At 35.9% G+C, this 19,357-nt stretch carries 15 protein-coding genes and 2 pseudogenes; 14 read left to right on the top strand and 3 right to left on the bottom strand.

Annotated elements, in window-relative coordinates; genetic code table 11:
- Positions 1-159 precede the first annotated feature (159 nt).
- From F8162_RS20685 to F8162_RS20630, 12 genes and pseudogenes are all read left to right on the top strand, one after another.
- Entirely contained in the window at positions 160-4,401 is a 4,242-nt protein-coding gene (locus tag F8162_RS20685; RefSeq protein ID WP_151635691.1) for a S8 family serine peptidase, read from the top strand.
- Between the two features lie 251 nt (positions 4,402-4,652).
- On the top strand, positions 4,653-5,252 hold the full coding sequence (locus F8162_RS20680) for a TasA family protein (protein WP_151635693.1): 600 nt from the start codon (positions 4,653-4,655) through the stop codon (positions 5,250-5,252).
- Between the two features lie 166 nt (positions 5,253-5,418).
- Positions 5,419-6,390: a phosphotransferase enzyme family protein gene (locus tag F8162_RS20675; protein ID WP_151635695.1), complete on the top strand. Its 972-nt coding sequence runs from the start codon at positions 5,419-5,421 to the stop codon at positions 6,388-6,390.
- Positions 6,391-6,548: 158 nt separating this feature from the next.
- On the top strand, positions 6,549-8,009 hold the full coding sequence (locus F8162_RS20670) for an alanine/glycine:cation symporter family protein (protein WP_151635697.1): 1,461 nt from the start codon (positions 6,549-6,551) through the stop codon (positions 8,007-8,009).
- On the top strand, positions 7,954-8,874 hold the full coding sequence (locus F8162_RS20665) for an amino acid ABC transporter ATP-binding protein (RefSeq protein ID WP_151635699.1): 921 nt from the start codon (positions 7,954-7,956) through the stop codon (positions 8,872-8,874). Before F8162_RS20670 ends, F8162_RS20665 begins: the two co-directional genes overlap by 56 nt.
- Before the next feature lie 12 nt (positions 8,875-8,886).
- Positions 8,887-9,717 carry a glutamine ABC transporter substrate-binding protein GlnH gene (gene glnH, locus F8162_RS20660; RefSeq protein WP_151635701.1) on the top strand — a complete coding sequence of 277 codons (831 nt, stop codon included), beginning with the start codon at positions 8,887-8,889 and terminating at the stop codon, positions 9,715-9,717.
- 100 nt (positions 9,718-9,817) lie between these two features.
- The gene (locus tag F8162_RS20655) at positions 9,818-10,474 is read left to right on the top strand and encodes an amino acid ABC transporter permease (protein ID WP_151635703.1); all 657 of its coding nucleotides are present in this window, start codon (positions 9,818-9,820) and stop codon (positions 10,472-10,474) included.
- Positions 10,475-11,119, top strand: coding sequence for an amino acid ABC transporter permease (locus tag F8162_RS20650; RefSeq protein WP_151635705.1), 645 nt, complete (start codon positions 10,475-10,477; stop codon positions 11,117-11,119).
- Positions 11,120-11,323: 204 nt separating this feature from the next.
- Positions 11,324-12,751, top strand: coding sequence for an amino acid permease (locus tag F8162_RS20645; RefSeq protein WP_151635707.1), 1,428 nt, complete (start codon positions 11,324-11,326; stop codon positions 12,749-12,751).
- Positions 12,726-13,103: an OsmC family protein gene (locus tag F8162_RS20640; protein WP_151635709.1), complete on the top strand. Its 378-nt coding sequence runs from the start codon at positions 12,726-12,728 to the stop codon at positions 13,101-13,103. Before F8162_RS20645 ends, F8162_RS20640 begins: the two co-directional genes overlap by 26 nt.
- 62 nt (positions 13,104-13,165) lie before the next feature.
- Positions 13,166-13,414 (top strand): annotated as a pseudogene (locus F8162_RS20635) (HIT family protein); the annotation flags it as partial.
- 153 nt (positions 13,415-13,567) lie between these two features.
- Positions 13,568-13,753 (top strand): annotated as a pseudogene (locus tag F8162_RS20630) (HIT family protein); the annotation flags it as partial.
- Between the two features lie 222 nt (positions 13,754-13,975).
- Here the strand turns inward: F8162_RS20630 and F8162_RS20625 are convergent.
- Complete coding sequence (locus F8162_RS20625; protein ID WP_151635711.1) at positions 13,976-14,917, bottom strand: helix-turn-helix transcriptional regulator; 942 nt, start codon at positions 14,915-14,917, stop codon at positions 13,976-13,978.
- Between the two features lie 109 nt (positions 14,918-15,026).
- Here F8162_RS20625 and F8162_RS20620 point away from each other — a divergent pair, with 109 nt between their 5' ends.
- A complete protein-coding gene (locus F8162_RS20620) occupies positions 15,027-15,548 on the top strand; it encodes a dihydrofolate reductase family protein (protein WP_151635713.1) in 522 nt (173 codons plus the stop codon).
- Between the two features lie 173 nt (positions 15,549-15,721).
- Here F8162_RS20620 and F8162_RS20610 read toward each other — a convergent pair whose 3' ends face one another.
- Together F8162_RS20610 and F8162_RS20605 are read right to left on the bottom strand one after the other, a co-directional pair.
- Entirely contained in the window at positions 15,722-17,107 is a 1,386-nt protein-coding gene (locus tag F8162_RS20610) for an ATP-binding protein (protein WP_151635715.1), read from the bottom strand.
- A gap of 11 nt (positions 17,108-17,118) precedes the next feature.
- A complete protein-coding gene (locus F8162_RS20605) occupies positions 17,119-17,796 on the bottom strand; it encodes a response regulator transcription factor (RefSeq protein WP_151635717.1) in 678 nt (225 codons plus the stop codon).
- A gap of 173 nt (positions 17,797-17,969) precedes the next feature.
- On the opposite strand from F8162_RS20605, the gene F8162_RS20600 reads away from it, so the two are divergent.
- A complete protein-coding gene (locus F8162_RS20600; RefSeq protein ID WP_151635719.1) occupies positions 17,970-19,217 on the top strand; it encodes a cell wall-binding repeat-containing protein in 1,248 nt (415 codons plus the stop codon).
- Positions 19,218-19,357 lie beyond the last annotated feature (140 nt).

The raw sequence follows: 19,357 nt of genomic DNA, 5'->3' as shown, positions 1-19,357 counted from the left end.
GATTAAAGTGAATGATTAGCTATATGGGGATGGTAGTAGTGTTGGAAATTCTTAATGATACAAAATAAAAGTTTAAGATTAATAGAATTTTCAATACTAAATGGGAATTTAAGAATCAATTTGTTTAGAAAAATAATTTTAGTAATGGGGAGATGCAATATGAAACGAGGGAAATTTGGGAAAATTCTTATTGGAACGCTAACAGTTGGAATGTTATTGTCTCAAGGAATTCCATATAACGTATTAGCGGAAGAGGTAAATACATCTACTTTAACTGGAATTGATGATGCAAATGCTGTATTGAAAGGCCTTACAAAGGAACAACGTAATGCCTTGAAAACGTTAGATACAAAACCAGGGTTTGTTATTTCTCCAGGTATCAATACAACAAGTCCTAATAATGTGAATGTGATTATAGAATTTAAGCAAGCACCTAGCAAAATTGAAGTATTAAAACAAGCGGCTAAAGGGAAAAAGGTAGCTCTTTCAAATGCAGAACAAAAGGTAGAAGCATCACATAAAGGATTTAAAGCAGAACTTGAACAGCTTCAAAAGAATAAAGAGAAAGGGACACATTTAAAAGCTGCAAAAATAACAAGAGAATATAAGAATGCTTTTAATGGTGTAGCGATTTCTTTACCTGCCAACATGATTGAAGATTTAGTTCGTACCGGTATGGTTAAGCGTGTATGGGAAGATCGTGAGGTCAAAATTGATTTACCGAAAGAAACAGCTAAAGAGGCTGTTGCACCAAAAATGGCAGATAGCGTACCGCAAATTGGTGTGGACAAGCTACATGATGAAAAAATAACAGGTAAAGGAATTAAGGTAGGTGTACTGGACACAGGTATTGATTACAACCACCCAGATTTAAAAGATGCATATAAAGGATATCGTGCAAAACAAGGTGAAGATCCAAGCAAAATTGATCCAAATTCTATAAAGGGATGGGACTTTGTTAATAATGATGCTGATCCGATGGAAACAACGTATAAGGATTGGCAAAATTCTGGAGGATATCCTGAGATTTATGAGGGAAGTGCATATTATACATCCCATGGTACTCATGTAGCTGGGACAATTTCTGCAGACAAAAAGAATAATGTAGATTATGCGGTTAAGGGCGTTGCTCCAGATGTAGATTTATATTCATATCGTGTATTGGGGCCATATGGAAGTGGTCAAACAAGTGGTATTCTTGCTGCGATTGATAAAGCAGTGAAAGACGATATGGATGTTATCAATTTATCATTAGGTGCGTCTATTAATGATCCTTTATATCCTACTTCTGTCGCAGTGAATAATGCGATGTTAGCTGGTGTTGTTACAGTAGTAGCAGCTGGTAATAGTGGTCCGCAAGAAGGTACCATTGGATCACCTAGTGCAGCAGCACTTCCCATTACAGTGGGAGCCAGTGACGCTGCAATGACTATTCCAACGTTTTCCGCCGATGCAGGTGATGTACATGTAGATAAGATGATGCTACTTGGAAAAAGCTTTACTGATAAGATTGAAGATTTGAAAGGACAATCTTTATCGGTTGTATATGCAGGGCTTGGGAAATCAGGTGATTTTACAGGGAAAGATATAAAAGGGAAGTTAGCTCTTGTCCAACGCGGTGAGATTACATTTGATGAAAAAATTAAAAATGCTAAGGAAGCAGGCGCAAAGGCAGTAATTGTATATAACAATGTAGATGGGGAAATTACAAGTTATCTTGGAGAAAGTACATCATCTATTCCAACGTTCCGCTTAACAAAAGTAGATGGTGAGAAATTACAAGCAAAAGCTGTACAAGGAGATGTGTCGTTAGCGTTTGGAGAACTTAGTAATATAAAAACAGAGGGAGATCACTTAGCTGATTTCAGCTCCCGTGGTCCCGCAGCTAAAACAGATGATATTAAGCCAGATATTGTAGCACCAGGTGTGTCTATCTTCTCAACTGTTCCTGAATATATTAATGATCCAAAGGATGGAGAAAATTATCCGGTAGCGTATGGACGTATGTCAGGTACATCTATGGCAACTCCTCATACTGCAGGGGTTGCGGCACTGATTTTACAGGAACATCCAAACTATAGTCCATTTGAAGTAAAAGAGGCACTTATGAATACCGCAGTTGATTTAAAAGAAGAGCGTTCTGTGTTTGAGGTGGGATCAGGAAGAATTGATGCATATCGTGCAGTTCATGCAGACACATCTATTGAGGTTATCGATAAAACATCAAACGCTGTAGATGATGAAGAAGTAGAAATTGAAGAAAAAACAGGTTCTATTGCATTTGGGTATAAAAATCAAATTGAAACTGGACCTATTAAAGATAGCCGAAAAGTGTTAATTAAGAACAGCAGTAAAACAGATGGGAAAGAGTTTAAATTAGAAGTAGAGTTTTCACCTACGAGTGTAGGTGTGCAAGATGCAGCGAAGAATGGTGTGAAGCTAAACGTACAAGATTCTATTAAAGTAGCTCCTGGTACAGCAGGGGAAATTAGCCCTGAAATTATCATCCCAGAAAACGCTGAATTCGGTAGATATGAGGGATATATTCATATTTCAAATAAAAACAATGAAAAAGAAGTATATCAAGTACCATTTGCAGTTAAATTCACAGAAAAAGGGATTGCGTCTGTGGATTTACTGAGAGATGCAATGGCAACAGATGCATCTAAATTCCATCCATTTATGGAAAGACCTAGTTCGCCTTTGACATTTAAATTAAATAGTCCTCTTGAAACCATTGATGCAGTTGTGAAGGACCGAAAGACAGGGAAGGCATTAGGAGTCGTTGGTACACTTAATGCAAGTAGTCTAACACCAAATGTTGAGTATATGATGTTTTCTGGTATGGGAGGATATGTACTTCCATTCACAGGAGATCCAGCTCATCCAATTGGGGATAAACCTGTTATGTTGCCTGATGGAGATTACGAATTGAACTTCGTTGGATATGATAAAGAAGGGAAATCGTATAAAAAAGGCGATAGCATAATCATTGATAATGTAATACCTGAAATGAAATTTAAGGATGTACAACCTGGTATACATGAAGTCAATGATTCCATGTTTAAAGAAGAAGACGGCCAACGTGCATTATGGGTGCATGGTAATATTTATGATTCTACAGTAGATGCATTAAAGGCAAAAGGCTTGCAGTATGATCAAAAAGCGAATCAAATTGTATATTATCAAAACTCAGCCTTCCCATCAGGTTGGTTGAATACAATTCAAGCAAATGGTGATTTTAAATTTGGAGTACTTCCAGAGGAAATAAATGAGCCGTTAAATTTAAAATTATTTGGATATGACCTCGCAACTGCAGGGAATATGGCAACTGGATATAAAGATTATGTCTTTGTAAAAGAAGGGACAGAATATGCTGTTCCAAGTTATGACAAAGATAAAATCAAATTAGGAGAGAAAATTAAGTTAACTTTGAATCTTAATAATGTAAAACAGCTTATGTCAGGTACATTTGAAATTCCTTATTACAAGCAGTTATTTAAATTTACAGACGTGAAACCAAATCCAGTACTTACGGAATATGTAAAACAACATGGACTGAACCTTAAATTAGAAGATCCAAAGATAAGTGAAGAAGGAGCTTGGGAAAACAAGGTGAAAGTTGGCGCGTCATTGGAAGGAAAAGAATTTAAAGGATTAGATGGAGATACACCATTTTTAGATGTTACATTCGAGATGACGAGTGATGAATACTTTAATGATTTAACTGCATTTGGAGTAGATAAGTTCTCTTATACAAAAGTTGGTGCAACAGAAGGCAATGAGATTCCTGTGTTTAAAGATAAACCTTTTGCTATTGTTTCAAAACATTCAACGGTTACAGGATATATTGGTCCGGAAGCTTTCTTGAATGAAGAGGGGTATTTAGGTAAGAAAGACTATACAAAACTAGGGGCAAAAGTGTACGCAGTTGGCAAGGATGGAAAGAAATATACAGGAACGATTAATGAAAATGGGCAATTTGAGATTCATAGTGTTCCAGTAAGCGATAAAGAATATGATATTTTCGTAGAAATGCCAGGTCATTTAAATAGTAAATTAACAACAAAAATAGGGAAGATGCAAGACGGTGAATTAGTGGGACAAAACTTTAGAGCTGACATTGATGATAACCTTGCAGGTGATGTAAACGGCGATAAAATGGTAGATATTCAAGATGCTAGAATAGCAGCTTTATCGTATGGAAAAGGAAAAGTATCTGTAAAAGATGGAGATATAAATCAAGATGGTGTTGTAGATGAAACAGATATTCGTTTTATTGAGAAAAACTTCTTGAAAAAGGGGCCAGATGCTAAAGAAAATCAGAAGCCGAAAGAAAATGTAGGGCCAGTGACGTTAGATAAAATCTTACGCTCTATTGGATTAGAACCCAAAAAATAAGTGGACAAACTTCTAGAATAAATAAAGCAATAAAACAATGAATATAAAATTAAATGAGATTGGCTAACAAATAACCGGTAATGATTTACAGTAACATTACCGGTTATTTTAAAAGTAATAGTCGTTTTGGTACATGAAGTAACTAGTTTAAAGTTAGTCAGCTTTCGTTATGGGACAAGGTAGTTGCTTAATTATTATTGTTTGTGGGATGGAAATAAGGTTTGAACTTTAAAAATAGGGGGACTTGTGAAATGAGTATTAAGAAAAAATTTGGTATGGGTGTTGTAACTGCAGCACTTGGCTTATCTTTAATTGGTGGGGGAACATATGCGTATTTTAGTGATAAGGAAGTATCACAAAACACTTTTGCAGCGGGTACTTTAGATTTGAGTGTGAATCCTGAAGTTGTTATTAATGTAGACAATATTAAACCAGGTGATGAAATGGAGCGTGGTTTTCAATTAGTAAACAAAGGGACCTTAGCGATAGGAGATGTGAAACTCCTGACAGATTACAGTGTAATCGATGCTAAAGGAGATAATGGAGATGCTGATTTTGGTGATCATATCCGTGTTGATTTCTTGTGGAATTTGGATAAAAATGAGGTTCCAATTTGGTCTACTACATTATCTGAATTAAAGATAGCTACGCAAAACGGAAGTATTCCTGATCTTGTACAAAAAGGTGTTGTAGACCGAGAAGGAAATGGTCTTGCACCTGGTGATGATGATACTTTCTATGTAATGTTCACATTTGTAGATAATGATGAAGAGCAAAATGTATTTCAAGGAGACTCATTAAAATTAAATTGGACTTTCAATTCAATGCAGACAAAAGGTGAAGAGAAATAAAAATAAATGTTATATACGAGAATCAATTGATGAAGAATTGATAAATAAAACTTTTAATAGTGTAAAGGTTGATTTAGTGAATCAACCTTTTTTTGTTTTTTAGATTATTCATAGCAGTACTTCTAACATTTGTGTCGAATTAAGAAGATATATAGGAGGGATACATATGGAAATGGCTGTAGAACGTGTTTTTACGAAAGAGATTTTAAGAAGAGCAGCAAAGGCATTTCATGTAACAGTGGAAGAGAAGCCGCTTGGAGATTTTGAAAATTATATTTTTAAGGCGAAGGGAGATAATGATGAGGACTATGTATTACGTTTAACGCATTCTTCGCATCGCTCTAAAAAAGAAGTTGAAGCTGAACTAGATTTTTTACAATATGTTGCGGAGCATGGGGCAAAGGTAGCAGGACCTCTTTACTCAACTTCTCAAAATCTTGTAGAAGAAATTGGAGCGGAAGATAGCTCTTTCTTTTTTGCTTCTTTATTTACATATGCAAAAGGTGAGCAAGTAAAAGGAGAAGAATCGCCTTATTGGGGAGATGCTTACTTTGAAGCATGGGGAAAAGCGATTGGACAACTGCACCGCCTAACAATGAACTATCCTAAAACAAATAATCGTGATACGTGGGAAGAAGACGAAAGTGGAATTGTTAATGAATTAGAAGATAACCAAGTGAAAAAGACTGCAGCTGTATTAATGGATGAAATAAAGGCTCTCCCAATTGAAAGAGAAACGTTCGGCCTTATGCACGGTGATATCCATCCAGGTAATTTTCATTATGATGGAAAAGATCTAACAATCTTTGATTTTGATGATGCGGCTTATAATTACTTTATACATGATTTAGCGATGGTTCTCTATTACTCTGTTCTATTTGCACCGTGGACAGCGGAGGAGAAGACGACATTCGCTCGTAAACAGTTACAAGTGCTAAGAAAAGGATACGAATATGAACACAAGCTGGCGGATAGTTGGTATGAATCGTTACCGCTATTTTTACGCTTACGCGATATAGGTTTATATGGCACGCTCCAAAAGAAGTTTAAGGGGAAAGATATGCCAGATAACTTCCGAGAATTATGTGAAGAATTATATGACAGAATTATAAGCAAAGAAGCGATTGTGAATATATAATACATTTTGTTCAAAACAAAGTATATAAAATAAATATATACTTTGTTTTTTTATACAAAAATATGTTTGTTTTATTAAAATAATATTGTCATAGATTCGGTATACATTTATAATTTTTATATATTCTGAAAATTCTTTATAAAGAAGGAGGGGGAATATTGGAAGCTATCGTCAATTGGATAAATAATATTGTTTGGAGTCCAGCACTTGTTTATTTATGTTTAGGAGTAGGGTTATATTTTTCCATTCGAACGAGGTTTTTACAAGTAAGGCATGTAGGAGAAATGGTGAAGCTGACATTTCAAGGTGAAAAATCAGAGGCTGGTGTTTCTTCATTCCAAGCGTTAGCACTTTCATTATCAGGGCGCGTTGGAACAGGGAATATTGCTGGGGTAGCAACAGCGGTTGCCTTCGGTGGACCAGGAGCTGTATTTTGGATGTGGGCAGTGGCTTTTTTAGGAGCAGGATCAGCTTATATAGAATCAACACTCGCGCAAATATATAAGACGAAACATCAAGGACAGTTTCGCGGTGGACCTGCTTATTACATTGAAAAAGGTTTAGGTGTGAAATGGTATGCATTAGTATTCGTTGCAGCGACAATTATTGCAACGGGGCTTTTATTGCCAGGTGTGCAAGCAAATAGTATTGCTGTAAGTTTAGAAACAGCTTTTGGAATTAACACTACTGTATCAGGGGCTTTATTAGTTGTTGTATTAGCTATTATCATCTTCGGTGGCGTAAAGCGAATCGTTAACGTGGCACAAGTTGTCGTACCGTTTATGGCAGTTGGTTATATTTTAGTAGCTTGCGTTATTGTTGCTATGAATATTGAAAAATTGCCAGAAGCATTCATGTTAATTATAAGAAGTGCATTTGCATTAGAAGCGGCTTTCGGTGGTATTATCGGTTTAGCAATTTCTTGGGGAGTAAAACGTGGTATTTATTCCAATGAAGCAGGGCAAGGAACTGGACCACATGCAGCAGCTGCTGCGGAAGTATCACATCCAGCTAAGCAAGGTTTAGTGCAAGCATTTTCCGTTTACATTGATACATTATTTGTTTGTTCAGCAACAGCATTTATGATAATTATTACAGGCATGTATAACGTATTTGATGCAAGCGGAAAAAACTTTATCGTAAATAAATTAAATGGTGCTCAGCCAGGACCAGGATATACACAGGCAGCGGTAGAATCTGTTTTCCCTGGATTTGGAAACGGTTTCGTTGCAATCTCGTTATTATTCTTTGCCTTTACAACAATTATGGCGTATTACTACATTGCAGAAACGAATATCGCGTACTTAAATCGTGATAAAGACCGTCCGTGGCTGTCTATGGTACTAAAATTTGTATTTTTAGGAGCTGTATTCTACGGCTGTATAAAAACAGCAGCAACAGCTTGGGCTTTAGGTGATATTGGTGTAGGAATTATGGCATGGGTAAATATCATTGCGATTTTACTATTACAAAAACCCGCATTAATCGCATTAAAGGATTATGAAAAGCAGAAAAAAGAAGGAAAAGATCCAGTATTCGATCCAGGTCCATTAGGAATTAAAAATGCTGATTTCTGGGAGCATGAATACGGAAAAGATAAGAAAGAAGAAGTATCTTAATCAAATAGAAATGAAGGAGCAAAGGGAAAATCCCTTTGCTTTTTTTATGGGCAAAATGAGGCTGGAAGTTATTTTTTTGCCTATTTTTGAATATAAAAAGAATGTACATGCTTTGTTAGTGGAAGGGGGGAGTACGTTGATAGAGTTTCGTAATGTAAATAAATATTATGGCAATTTTCAAGTTTTAAAAGATATTCATGTGCAAGTGAAAAAAGGTGAAGTGGTAGTAGTTGTTGGACCTTCAGGATCAGGAAAAAGCACGTTGCTTCGGTGTATAAATCAGCTAGAGACAATTACAGACGGAGAGTTAATTGTACAAAATACGGAGGTACACAATGTCAAAACAGATATGAATGAATTACGCCGAAATATCGGGATGGTCTTTCAACATTTTTATTTATATCCACATAAAACGGTTCTTCAAAATATTACACTAGCACCGATTAAAGTAAATAAAGTTTCAAAAGAGGAAGCTGAGCAAACAGCGATGTTTTATTTAGAGAAAGTAGGAATCCCAGAGAAGGCTAATGTATACCCGCATCAACTATCTGGAGGGCAACAGCAAAGGGTAGCAATTGCTAGGGGGCTCGCAATGCAGCCGGAAATTATGTTATTTGATGAGCCTACGTCTGCTCTTGATCCAGAGATGATTGGGGAAGTACTTGATGTTATGAAAACGCTGGCTAAAGAAGGGATGACGATGGTCGTTGTCACGCATGAAATGGGATTTGCGCGAGAAGTAGCAGATCGGATTTTATTTATGGATGATGGCAAGATCATTGAGGATACAACACCGGCGCAATTTTTTGCAAGTCCTGAACAAGAAAGAGCGCGTCTATTTTTAAGAAGAGTGTTAAATCATTAAAGGGGGAGTTTTATGCTTAAAATGAAAAAGTTGTTTACGTTAATCGTTTTTTCATGTTTATTCGTACTTGTCGTTGCCGGGTGCGGAAGTAAAAAAGATGAGGCAAAAGAAACGAATACGAAGCAAGGCGGGGCCGTTGAGCAAATTAAGAAGCGGGGGAAATTAGTAGTTGGAGTGAAGAATGATACGAACTTATTTGGACTAAAGAATCCTTCAACAGGGCAAGTAGAAGGATTTGATGTTGATATCGCAAAGGCGCTTGCGAAAAAAATTCTTGGAGATGAAAAGAAACTAGAATTAAAAGAAGTAACGTCTAAAACGCGTATTCCACTACTGAAAAATGGTGATATTGATGCAATTATTGCGACAATGACAATTACGGAAGAACGTAAAAAAGAAGTAGATTTTTCAGATGTATATTTTAAAGCAGGACAATCGTTACTTGTGAAAAAAGGGAGCGATATTAAAAGTATTGATGATGTGAAAAAGGGTGTGAAAGTGTTAGCTGTAAAAGGTTCAACATCTACAACTAATATTCGTCAAAAGTCACCAGAATCGACTGTATTAGAATTTGAAAATTACAGTGAGGCATTTACGGCGTTAAAAGCAGGGAAAGGTGATGTTTTAACGACAGATAATGCAATTCTTTACGGCATGGCAAAACAAGATTCGAATTATGAAGTTGTAGGGAAAATTTTCACGGATGAGCCGTACGGAATTGCAGTGCAAAAAGGTGCAGATGATTTGACGAAAGAGATTAATAGCTTACTAAAAGATATGAAAGCGAATGGAGAATACGATAAATTGTATGAGAAATGGATTGGTCAAAAACAAGAGAAGTAAAGTGAAACTTTACTTAGTGGGGCTTTCTTCTTATTGAAGAGTAAGAGTGAGAGGATGAGGGATGCTCATCCTCTTCTTGTAAAGAAAGAGGGGAGAATATGTGCCTGATTTTTCTATACTAACGAATAACATTGATATGTATTTAGAAGGCTTTAAGTATACAGTTATGTCTAGTGTAATTGCATTAATAGGAAGCTTTATTTTAGGAGTAATTTTGGCGGTAATGCGTATTGCACCGATTCGTATTTTAAATTGGTTGGGAGCTGCTATTGTAGAATTTGTAAGAAATATTCCACTCGTATTAATTGCATTTATATTCTATTTCGCTTTACCTGTAGTAGGAATTACTTTAAATGGTTTTGTAGCAGGAACGGTTACGCTTACGGTATATACTGCAGCATTTATTGCTGAAGTCATTCGCGCTGGTATTTTATCAGTCGCGAAAGGTCAAATGGAGGCAGCACGTTCCTCAGGATTGACTTATACGCAAGCGATGTACTATGTCGTTTTACCTCAAGCGATGAAAATCGTAATCCCTCCTTTAGGAAATCAATTTCTCAATTTAGTAAAAAACTCTTCCATACTTGGAATTATTGCTGGTACGGATTTAATGTATCAAGGAGACTTAATTTCAACGAAGACATTTGTTACGTTCGATGTGTATATATTTGTCGGGATGTTTTATTTAATATTAACAATTCCGCTCAGTATGCTAGTGCGTTATTTAGAAAAACGCTTAGCAAAGGAGGCGGTGTAAATGGATTTTAAGGGAGCAATTACAGGAGATCATATTCTGTTTTTATTAAAAGGATTACTTATAACGTTAGAGGTAGCGCTCGTAGCAATTGTACTTAGCTTTATTATTGGTAGTGTGATAGGAATATTGCGCTACATGAAAATACCTGTTGTCGCACAAATATTAGGAATTATCATTGAAGTGATTCGAAATTTACCACTACTTTTAATTATATTTTTCACGTATTTTGCACTTCCAGAAGCAGGCTTAAAATTAGAGATTATAACAGCTGTAATTGTTGCCTTAACAATATTTGAAGCAGCAATGATATCTGAAATTGTCCGAAGTGGTTTATTATCTATTGAAAAAGGACAGATTGAGGCTGCAAGATCTTCAGGATTAACGTATGTTCAAGCGCTTTGGCACATTATTTTACCACAAGCATTAAGAAGAATGGTCCCACCGCTTGTTAGTCAGTTTATTTCATTGCTGAAAGATACAGCATTAGCAGTTGTTATATCACTTCCAGAGCTTATGCATAATGCTCAAATTATTAGCGGACAGAATGTAAATTATATGATTCCAACGTTTATAGTAGTGGCTTGTATGTACTTTATCGTAAATTATAGTTTATCAATTTTATCGAGAAGATTAGAACTTCGTTAACCTTTACAATATATGTAAAGGTTTTTCCTTGTTTAACCTTATTTTCCTCTAATTAGAATCTAAAACTCGCGATAATTCAATTTTTTATATTATTTTATCAGAAAAGTTTTAATTTTATATAGAAATTGTAATCGCTTTCGTGTATATTTTTATTATCAGAAAATTTTAACAAGATATAGGGGTATCGGTAGGGGGAGGATTTAGATGCAGCAACAAACGAATGAGAAATTACATCGTACGATGAAGAGTAGACATTTATTTATGATCGCACTAGGTGGTGTAATCGGAACTGGTTTTTTCTTAGGTTCAGGTTACACCATTAATCAGGCTGGACCAGGGGGAGCCATCCTTTCATATTTAGTAGGCGGATTTATTATGTATTTAACAATGCTTTGTCTTGGAGAATTAACGGTAGCAATGCCAGTTTCAGGTTCTTTCCAAAAGTATGCGACGAAGTTTATTGGACCAGGAACGGGCTTTATGATTGGCTGGCTATATTGGCTTGGCTGGGCAGTGACAGTAGGTTTAGAGTTAACGTCAATCGGTTTAATGATGAAAAGATGGTTTCCGAATGTTGATGTTTGGGTATGGTGTCTCGTATTTGGCGTTATTTTATATGCGTCAAACGCAATTTCGGCGAAAAGTTATGCTGAATTAGAATTTTGGTTCTCTAGTATTAAAGTAGTTACAATTCTTGCATTTGTTGTTCTTGGTGGTAGTGCATTACTAGGGTTTATATCATATGACGGAAAAGAAGCAGCACCTCTTTTCTCTAACTTTGTAAGCGATGGCGGATTATTCCCGAATGGACTAGCTGCCGTATTACTTACGATGATTACAGTTAACTTCTCGTTCCAAGGAACAGAGTTAATCGGGATTGCAGCAGGAGAAAGTAAAGATCCTGAAAAAACAATTCCACGTGCGATTCGTAATACAGTATGGCGCATTATGTTATTCTTCATTTTAACAATGACGATTTTAGTAGGGTTAATTTCTTGGAAAGAAGCTGGCGTAATTGAAAGCCCATTCGTAGTCGTATTTGATAAAATTGGTATTCCATACGCAGCTGATATTATGAACTTCGTTATTATTACAGCGTTACTATCTGTAGCGAATTCAGGATTATATGCGGCAACTCGTATATTATGGTCACTTGCAAATGAAGGAATGGCACCAACATCGTTCCAGAAAGTAAATAAGCGTGGTATTCCAATTACTGCACTAGTTGTAACGATTGCAGTAGCTGGCCTATCTTTATTCACAAGTTTCCTTGCAGAAGATACAGTATACATGTACTTATTATCTATAGCTGGTTTATCGGCTGTTTCAAGTTGGATCATCATTGCTCTATCGCAACTTCGCTTTAGAAGTCAGTATATAAAAGGCGGAGGAAAGTTAGAGGACTTAAAGTATAGAACACCGTTATATCCAATTGTTCCTATTTTAGCTTTAATTACAAATAGTATCGTTGTTATTAGTTTAGCGTTTATTCCAGAACAAAGGATGGCGTTATATTGTGGCATTCCATTTATCATTTTCTGCTACATATATTATTATATGAGTAAGAAACGGCAGAAACCGATGAAAGTGGAGATGGAAAATACAAATGAAACTAACAATCAAACACGATGATATAGAAGCAGATTTATCGTATGGTCCATTAGCGATTGGAAAAGAAAATGGGTATTCACCGTTACAATTACTCGTTTCTTCTATCGCAGGATGTAGTGCAATTGTCTTTCGAACAATTTTAGAAAAGAAACGTATTACATATGATACGTTTACAATTGAAACGGAAATTGGTAGAAGTGAAGCTTTATCAAAACCAGTTAAAAGTGTTCATTTGCACTATAAAATTAAAGCACAAAACATTACAGAAGAGCAGTTGGACAAGGCACTGCAACTAGCAGTGAAAAATTGTACGATTGTTCAATCGGTAAAAGATAGTATAAAAGTTACGGAAACCATTGAACTAATAAAGTGAAACATAAAAACGTGAGAATACGTCTCTCACGTTTTTATGTTTTTAATAAAGGGGGAAATATGATGGAATGTTTAGGGTGTAAATTAGCCAACGAAGAAGAAATTATATATAAAATATATGAAGATGACTATGTAACATGCTTTTTAGATCATGAACCGTTCTATCCAGGACATACTTTAATTGTGCCGAAGCAGCATGTTCTAGAAGTGGATGAATTAGATGATATTGTAGCAAAATCCATTATGGATGCTTCTAAGCTTATTGCAAAAGCGATTAAGCTATTATATAAACCTGATGGAATTACAATTTGCCCCGCATTAACGGGCAGTAAGATCCCTTACCTCAAAATTCAGTGAAAACAAAGAAGTTAGTTGGGGATCCAACTGCCCGTAAAAGCCCGATTGGTTCAACTAATAATCAGTGGGGGATGAACAAAACCCCCACTGATTAAAGTTTCACTTTATCAAAATGGTGGAATCTTTAACGAGTTAACACATTACCATATGCATGTCGTACCGAGATATAAAGAGCGCTCGTTTGCTGAGTTTTATACGGTGCAGCCAGGAGAAAAGAAGAATTATAACTTGGAAGAGACACAGAATTTGTTACAAGAAGCGATAGAGCAAATGCTGTTTACTGAAAAGGCGTAAGAGGGATGTTCTTAAAGGAACAGTTAGGAAAATTCTAATATTAAAAAGGCCAATTTCTCAGTTAAAATAGAGAAATTGGCCTTTTGTTTATTCTATTATTCAATTTTCTATATTAAAAAAGGCCTGCAGTGTCACAAAGTATATCGCTCATTCGTTATATAGAGTGAGAGGAGGAATTATATGAAAGTTACAAACAACGATTATGAAAAGATGGAAGAGCTATCAGTCTTCATACATATGTAAAACTTCTTTCGCGCGTATACGTAAACCATCTATTAATTCTTTCGGTTCTAAAACTCGTGCCTCTTTTCCAAGTCTATAAAATAAAGGGGTAATAAAGTTAATTTCACCTTTATCGATTGTTGAATGTATATATCCTGTCCCGTCTTCGTTTACTATCACGAATTCTTCAAGGTAAGGAACGCTTTTACATTGGCGCACACCTTCTGTCGTTAATAAAACATGTAACTGGGTAGGAATGTTTATGACGTTAGAGTTAGAGCCGAACCACTCTTCTAAATTCATGAACGTATCTTTATTTTCTTCCATTGATAATACGGAAAGAATACGATCAACGCGATACAGTAATACTTTTTTTCTACTGAAGTCATAGGATGGTAAGTACCATAGTCCGTCATGAGCGTATACACCTATAGGATGAACATGTTTTGTTTGTATCCCCGATTTAGATTCGTATTGAAAGTGTAAATTTTTATTTTCAATAGCCGCGGTTAGCACTTCGTTTAAAAGAGGTGTATCAATTGTTCTCTTCGGATTCCAAAAGGCGATATAAGAACGTATTTTATCAACTTTCGCTTTCGCATCATGTTGTAGGGAGTTATACAGTTTATGCGTAACGGAGTTGATTTCTGTATTAAAAGGCAGGTCTCGGTAGTAGCTTAAAGATTGAAAGGCAAAAAAGATGGAGACAGCTTCTTCTTCCGTAAATAAAATAGGGGGAATTACTTTATTCGTTAATACTTTATAGCCGCCGTTGCGACCTTGTTCAGCATAAATAGGTAATCCCATATCACTTAAATCTAAAATGTATCTATGAACCGTACGAACAGAAATATTAAATTCATCGGCTATTTCTTGAGCTGTAAATGCTTTTTTCGCAGAAGCAAATATAAGAATATCTAATAAGCGTTTAGCTTTTGACAAATGTATCACCTTTTTTCTTTTTTAAACATGACATAAATTGTCGTGTTTTATTGTTAGTATATTGTTTATATCATAATGTTATTAAGATGAGATGCAAGGAGGAAAAGATATGTCACGCGAAATAGTTTTATTTATTGCAGCGAGTTTAGATGGATATATTGCGAAAGAAGATGATGATTTACAGTGGTTAATGGAAACGGAAGGAGAGGGAGATAACGGTTATACAGAAATGTACGAAACGATTGATACAATAATTATGGGAAAAAGAACGTACGATTATGTAGTAGAGCACACGGAAACATTCCCATACTTAGATAAAGCATGTTATGTTTTTTCTCGTTCAGAAAAAGGCTCAGACGGAAACGTGGAGTTTGTAAATGAAGATATAGTGGAGTTTACTAAAAGGCTAAAAGCACAAGAAGGATCTAAAATATGGATGGTCGGTGGAGGAAGTTTACTGAGAGAGTTCTTTAAGAATAATCTAATTGATGAATATGTTGTTACGATTACACCACATATATTAGGTTCTGGAGTTCCGTTATTTCAAGACAAGAATCCAGAAATTAATTTAACTCTAACGGATACGAAACGTTTTGGGCAATTTGTAAATTTATATTATAACGTAAAATGATAAAGTGAAACTTTAATCAGTGGGGGGGGGGTTCATCTCCCACTGATTATTAGTTGAACCAATCGGGCTTTTACGGGCAGTTGATCCCCCACCTAATTTCTTTGCTTCCGCTGAATTTTGAGGTAGGGGTCTTACTGCCTGGTAAATAGCGGGATAAAGAAACACGACTACCATCAATAGTCGTGTTTTTGTATAGATGGTAATGAAATGATAAAACAAGATCCGTGATCGACTTCACTCGTTACAGTAATATTCCCGCCGTGTAGTTCTACAATTTCTTTTACGATAGATAGTCCTAAACCAGTTCCACCTGTAGCTCGTGATCTTGCTTTATCAACTCGATAAAAGCGATCGAAAATGTGAGGGAGGTCTTCAGGCGGAATACCTTCGCCTTCATCTTCAATTGTAATGGAAATATGTTTATGTTCTTCTATAACAGAAATGTTTATATGAGAATGTTCTTTTGAATGTCTATAAGCGTTATTTAAAATGTTTATTATAACTTGTTCAAATCGCTGTTCATCTAAATTTACTAGCAGAGTAGGAGGACAAGAGAAAGAAACTTTAATGTATCTTTCTCTATACATAGCGTTAACTTTTTCGGCTATGCGAGTGAGGAAGGTGTGTACATGTACTTCCTTTACTTGAATAGAAAAGTTATGTTGTTCCATTTGTGCAAGTGAAAATAAATCTTGAACTAAGTTTGTAATGTAATCAGACTCATCTTTTATAATAGATAAATATCGTAAACGTTGCTCAGGAGCTGTGCTTTCTTTTAAAGCAATGTCAGCGTAACCTCTTACATATGTTAACGGTGTTCGTAATTCGTGAGCAACACTTGCTAGAAATTCACTTCGCTCTGTTTTCATATAATGTAAATCATTTGCGAGTGTTTGAATAGATGAGGCTAATTCACCAATTTCATCATTTCGACTAGTCGTTAATGAAACAGATAAATCGCCTTTACTCATTTTTTCAGTGGCATGTTTCATGTGTAACAATGGTTTTGTTAACAACCGTGATAAGAGAAAGATGGTGATGGCTGTTAATAGAAACGTAATGACTCCGGCAATAATGAATTGTCTTGTTAACCCGTTAACCATTTCCTCAATTGATTCCGTTCCGAGAAACATATATACATAGCCTTCCGTTTTTCCTGCCACTATAATGGGGCTAACTGTACATATATAATTAGATGTTTTCCAATGATTCTCTATAATTGCTCCGTCATGATCTGTCCGTGTTTGCATCTTTTCAATATGCTTTTTTATCGTAGTATTTATTTCATTGGATTGAGCTAGCACATCCTTATTTGCATTTGTAATAACGACAGTGGTTTCGGCTTCGGATTCCATTAGTGCAACATGGGAGATTGTTTGCTTATCAAAATACTTTTCAAGGACATCTCGGTGACTATTCCCACGCTTTAATAAAGCTGTCATTTCTTCATTTACTCTATTGTTGACAAGGCTATAATAAAGCAAGACAAATAGAACACTTTCGATTAAAAGTGTAACAATTAAAAAATAAAATCCGAGCTGAATAGAAATTCTCTTCATCTTTTTGCTCCTTAATCTAAAGTATCAACCCATCGATATCCGACTCCGTAAACAGTTTTTAAATGGTGATCAATAGGGAAATGTACTTTTCGTAATTTATCACGCAAATTACGAATATGTGAATCGACTGTTCGATCTTCTGTATTTGTATTTAATCCCCAAATGCGTTCAATGAGCTGATCGCGGCTTAATACGTAGTTCACATGACGTAAAAATAATCCCAGTAAAGAGAATTCGATTGGAGTGAGAAGAAGTTCTTCATTATCGAAAGAAACGAAATGCTTTGCCTCATCCCATAAAATGCCGTGATATTGGATTTGCGTACGTTGATTCGTTCGTCTTAAAACAGCTTCAATTCTTGCGAAAAGCTCCTCTTCGTGGAAAGGTTTCGTCACGTAATCATCCGCTCCGAGTTTTAACCCTTGGATGACATCTACCGTTTGATCACGAGCCGTTACTATAATGATAGGAACGTTACTAAATGATCGAATTCTTTTGCACGTTTCCCACCCATCCATCTTTGGCATCATAATATCGAGTAAAACAAATTTGAAGTTTCGATTTTCTATATGTGAAATAGCTTCTTCCCCGGACACCGCACATACGCAGTTATATCCGATTGGAGTAAGATAAAGTGTTAATAATTCAAGCATTCTCGGCTCATCATCTACGAGTAGTATATCGACCATAGAGTACCTCCGCATTTTTGTTATTACTTAAATTGTAAGTCAAAATCATGAAGAAATGGTGCAGATTATCATGCATCTGCATAATTTCTTCAGAATTGCTTGTTATTGTAAAGTTGAAATTCCATTTTAGGTAATCATATTGACTCGAAAACGATTCATACGGAGGCGGTATAGTGAAAAAGATGACCCGAATTTTTGGGATAACAATAATTACAGCAGTTGGTCTTGCTGCATGTGGACAAACGAACACGGATCATAAAAATCATGAAACTAAAGAAGAGAAAAAAACAGAGCAAAAGGAAATGAAAATGAATCAGGAGGTAACTGCGCCGAAAGAAATGAACGAGGGTGCATCAAATGATTTATTAACGACAAGCTTAAAAAATGTAACGAGATTAAACACAAACGATCCGCTGCAAATGGCAGTATTAACTTCGCAAACGATATGGCCAGCAACGCATAAAGAGAATCAGCCAGGCGCTATTATTTTAGTACCAGTAAACGAGTGGCAATTAGGTACTGCGAGTGCGGATCTTATTCATCATCCGAATAACGGGCCAATTTTATTTATAGAAAAAGAAAAGGTACCCGAAATGACGTTAAAAGAAATAAAACGATTAAATCCGCTCGGAACGAAAGACGGAACACAAATTATGGTGATGGGAGATGTAGGTGCATCTATCCTTGAGCAATTGAAAGAGTATAAAGTAAAGCAAATAAAAGAAACGGATCCAGCTACATTTGCAAAAGATGTGGATAAAGAATATGCCGAAATAACAGGAAGCTATCCAAATAGTGTTATTATTGGTTCGTCTGAAGAAGAAGGACGTTTATACACAACTCCAGCTGTAAATTGGATCTCTCATATGCCAGAACCGCTTTTATATACAGAGAAAGATAAGGTGCCAGAAGCGACGATAGAGGCATTAAAGGTGAGAAAAGATAAAGCGAATATATATGTATTAGGACCAGAAAAAGTCATTTCAAAAGCAGTAGAAAAAGAATTAAGTAAATACGGGAAAGTAACGCGTATTAGTGGTGAAACCCCAACAGAAAATTCGGTTGCCTTTGCGAAATTTAAAGATGAAAAAACGAAATTTGGCTGGGGGTTCACAAAACCAGGTCACGGTTTATCATTTGTTTCAAGCAAAACACCAGATTTAGCAGTTGCAGGAGCACCATTTTCACATATGGGTAAACACGCACCTGTTGTATTGTTAGAAGAAGGTAAAGCTTCACAACCAGTGTATGACTTCCTTGCTAGTATTCAACCGAAGTTTAAAGATGACCCAACGCTTGGACCGTATAATCACGGTTTCTTATTAGGAAGTACGAGTGATATTTCATTTGAAACACAAGGTATATTGGATGAGAGGTTAGAGATTGTGCAAGAAAGTGGTCAAGGGCACGGTGGACATTAATATAATGAGCAAAGGCGCTACTAAGGTAGCGTCTTTTTCTTTAGGAAACTTTTACATAGCAAAAATATCTCCACTCGTTATATAATAGCCTTCGTGCAGTCGGCTTAGATTTTCTTATGGAGAAAATCAAATGATAAAGT

This window comes from Bacillus sp. CH140a_4T (assembly GCF_008923725.1).
Lineage (GTDB): Bacteria > Bacillota > Bacilli > Bacillales > Bacillaceae_G > Bacillus_A.
The sequence above is the reverse complement of the archived record's forward strand: the minus strand, read 5'-3'. Positions and strand labels throughout refer to the sequence as shown.

Coding starts and splice junctions, on each gene's coding strand:
- F8162_RS20680 (WP_151635693.1), top strand. CDS start 4,653: ATGAGTATTAAGAAAAAATTTGGTATGGGTGTTGTAACTGCAGCACTT.
- F8162_RS20605 (WP_151635717.1), bottom strand. CDS start 17,796: ATGGTCGATATACTACTCGTAGATGATGAGCCGAGAATGCTTGAATTA.
- F8162_RS20610 (WP_151635715.1), bottom strand. CDS start 17,107: ATGAAGAGAATTTCTATTCAGCTCGGATTTTATTTTTTAATTGTTACA.
- F8162_RS20620 (WP_151635713.1), top strand. CDS start 15,027: ATGTCACGCGAAATAGTTTTATTTATTGCAGCGAGTTTAGATGGATAT.
- F8162_RS20665 (WP_151635699.1), top strand. CDS start 7,954: ATGCTGATTTCTGGGAGCATGAATACGGAAAAGATAAGAAAGAAGAAG.
- glnH (WP_151635701.1), top strand. CDS start 8,887: ATGCTTAAAATGAAAAAGTTGTTTACGTTAATCGTTTTTTCATGTTTA.
- F8162_RS20650 (WP_151635705.1), top strand. CDS start 10,475: ATGGATTTTAAGGGAGCAATTACAGGAGATCATATTCTGTTTTTATTA.
- F8162_RS20645 (WP_151635707.1), top strand. CDS start 11,324: ATGCAGCAACAAACGAATGAGAAATTACATCGTACGATGAAGAGTAGA.
- F8162_RS20640 (WP_151635709.1), top strand. CDS start 12,726: ATGAAACTAACAATCAAACACGATGATATAGAAGCAGATTTATCGTAT.
- F8162_RS20675 (WP_151635695.1), top strand. CDS start 5,419: ATGGAAATGGCTGTAGAACGTGTTTTTACGAAAGAGATTTTAAGAAGA.
- F8162_RS20685 (WP_151635691.1), top strand. CDS start 160: ATGAAACGAGGGAAATTTGGGAAAATTCTTATTGGAACGCTAACAGTT.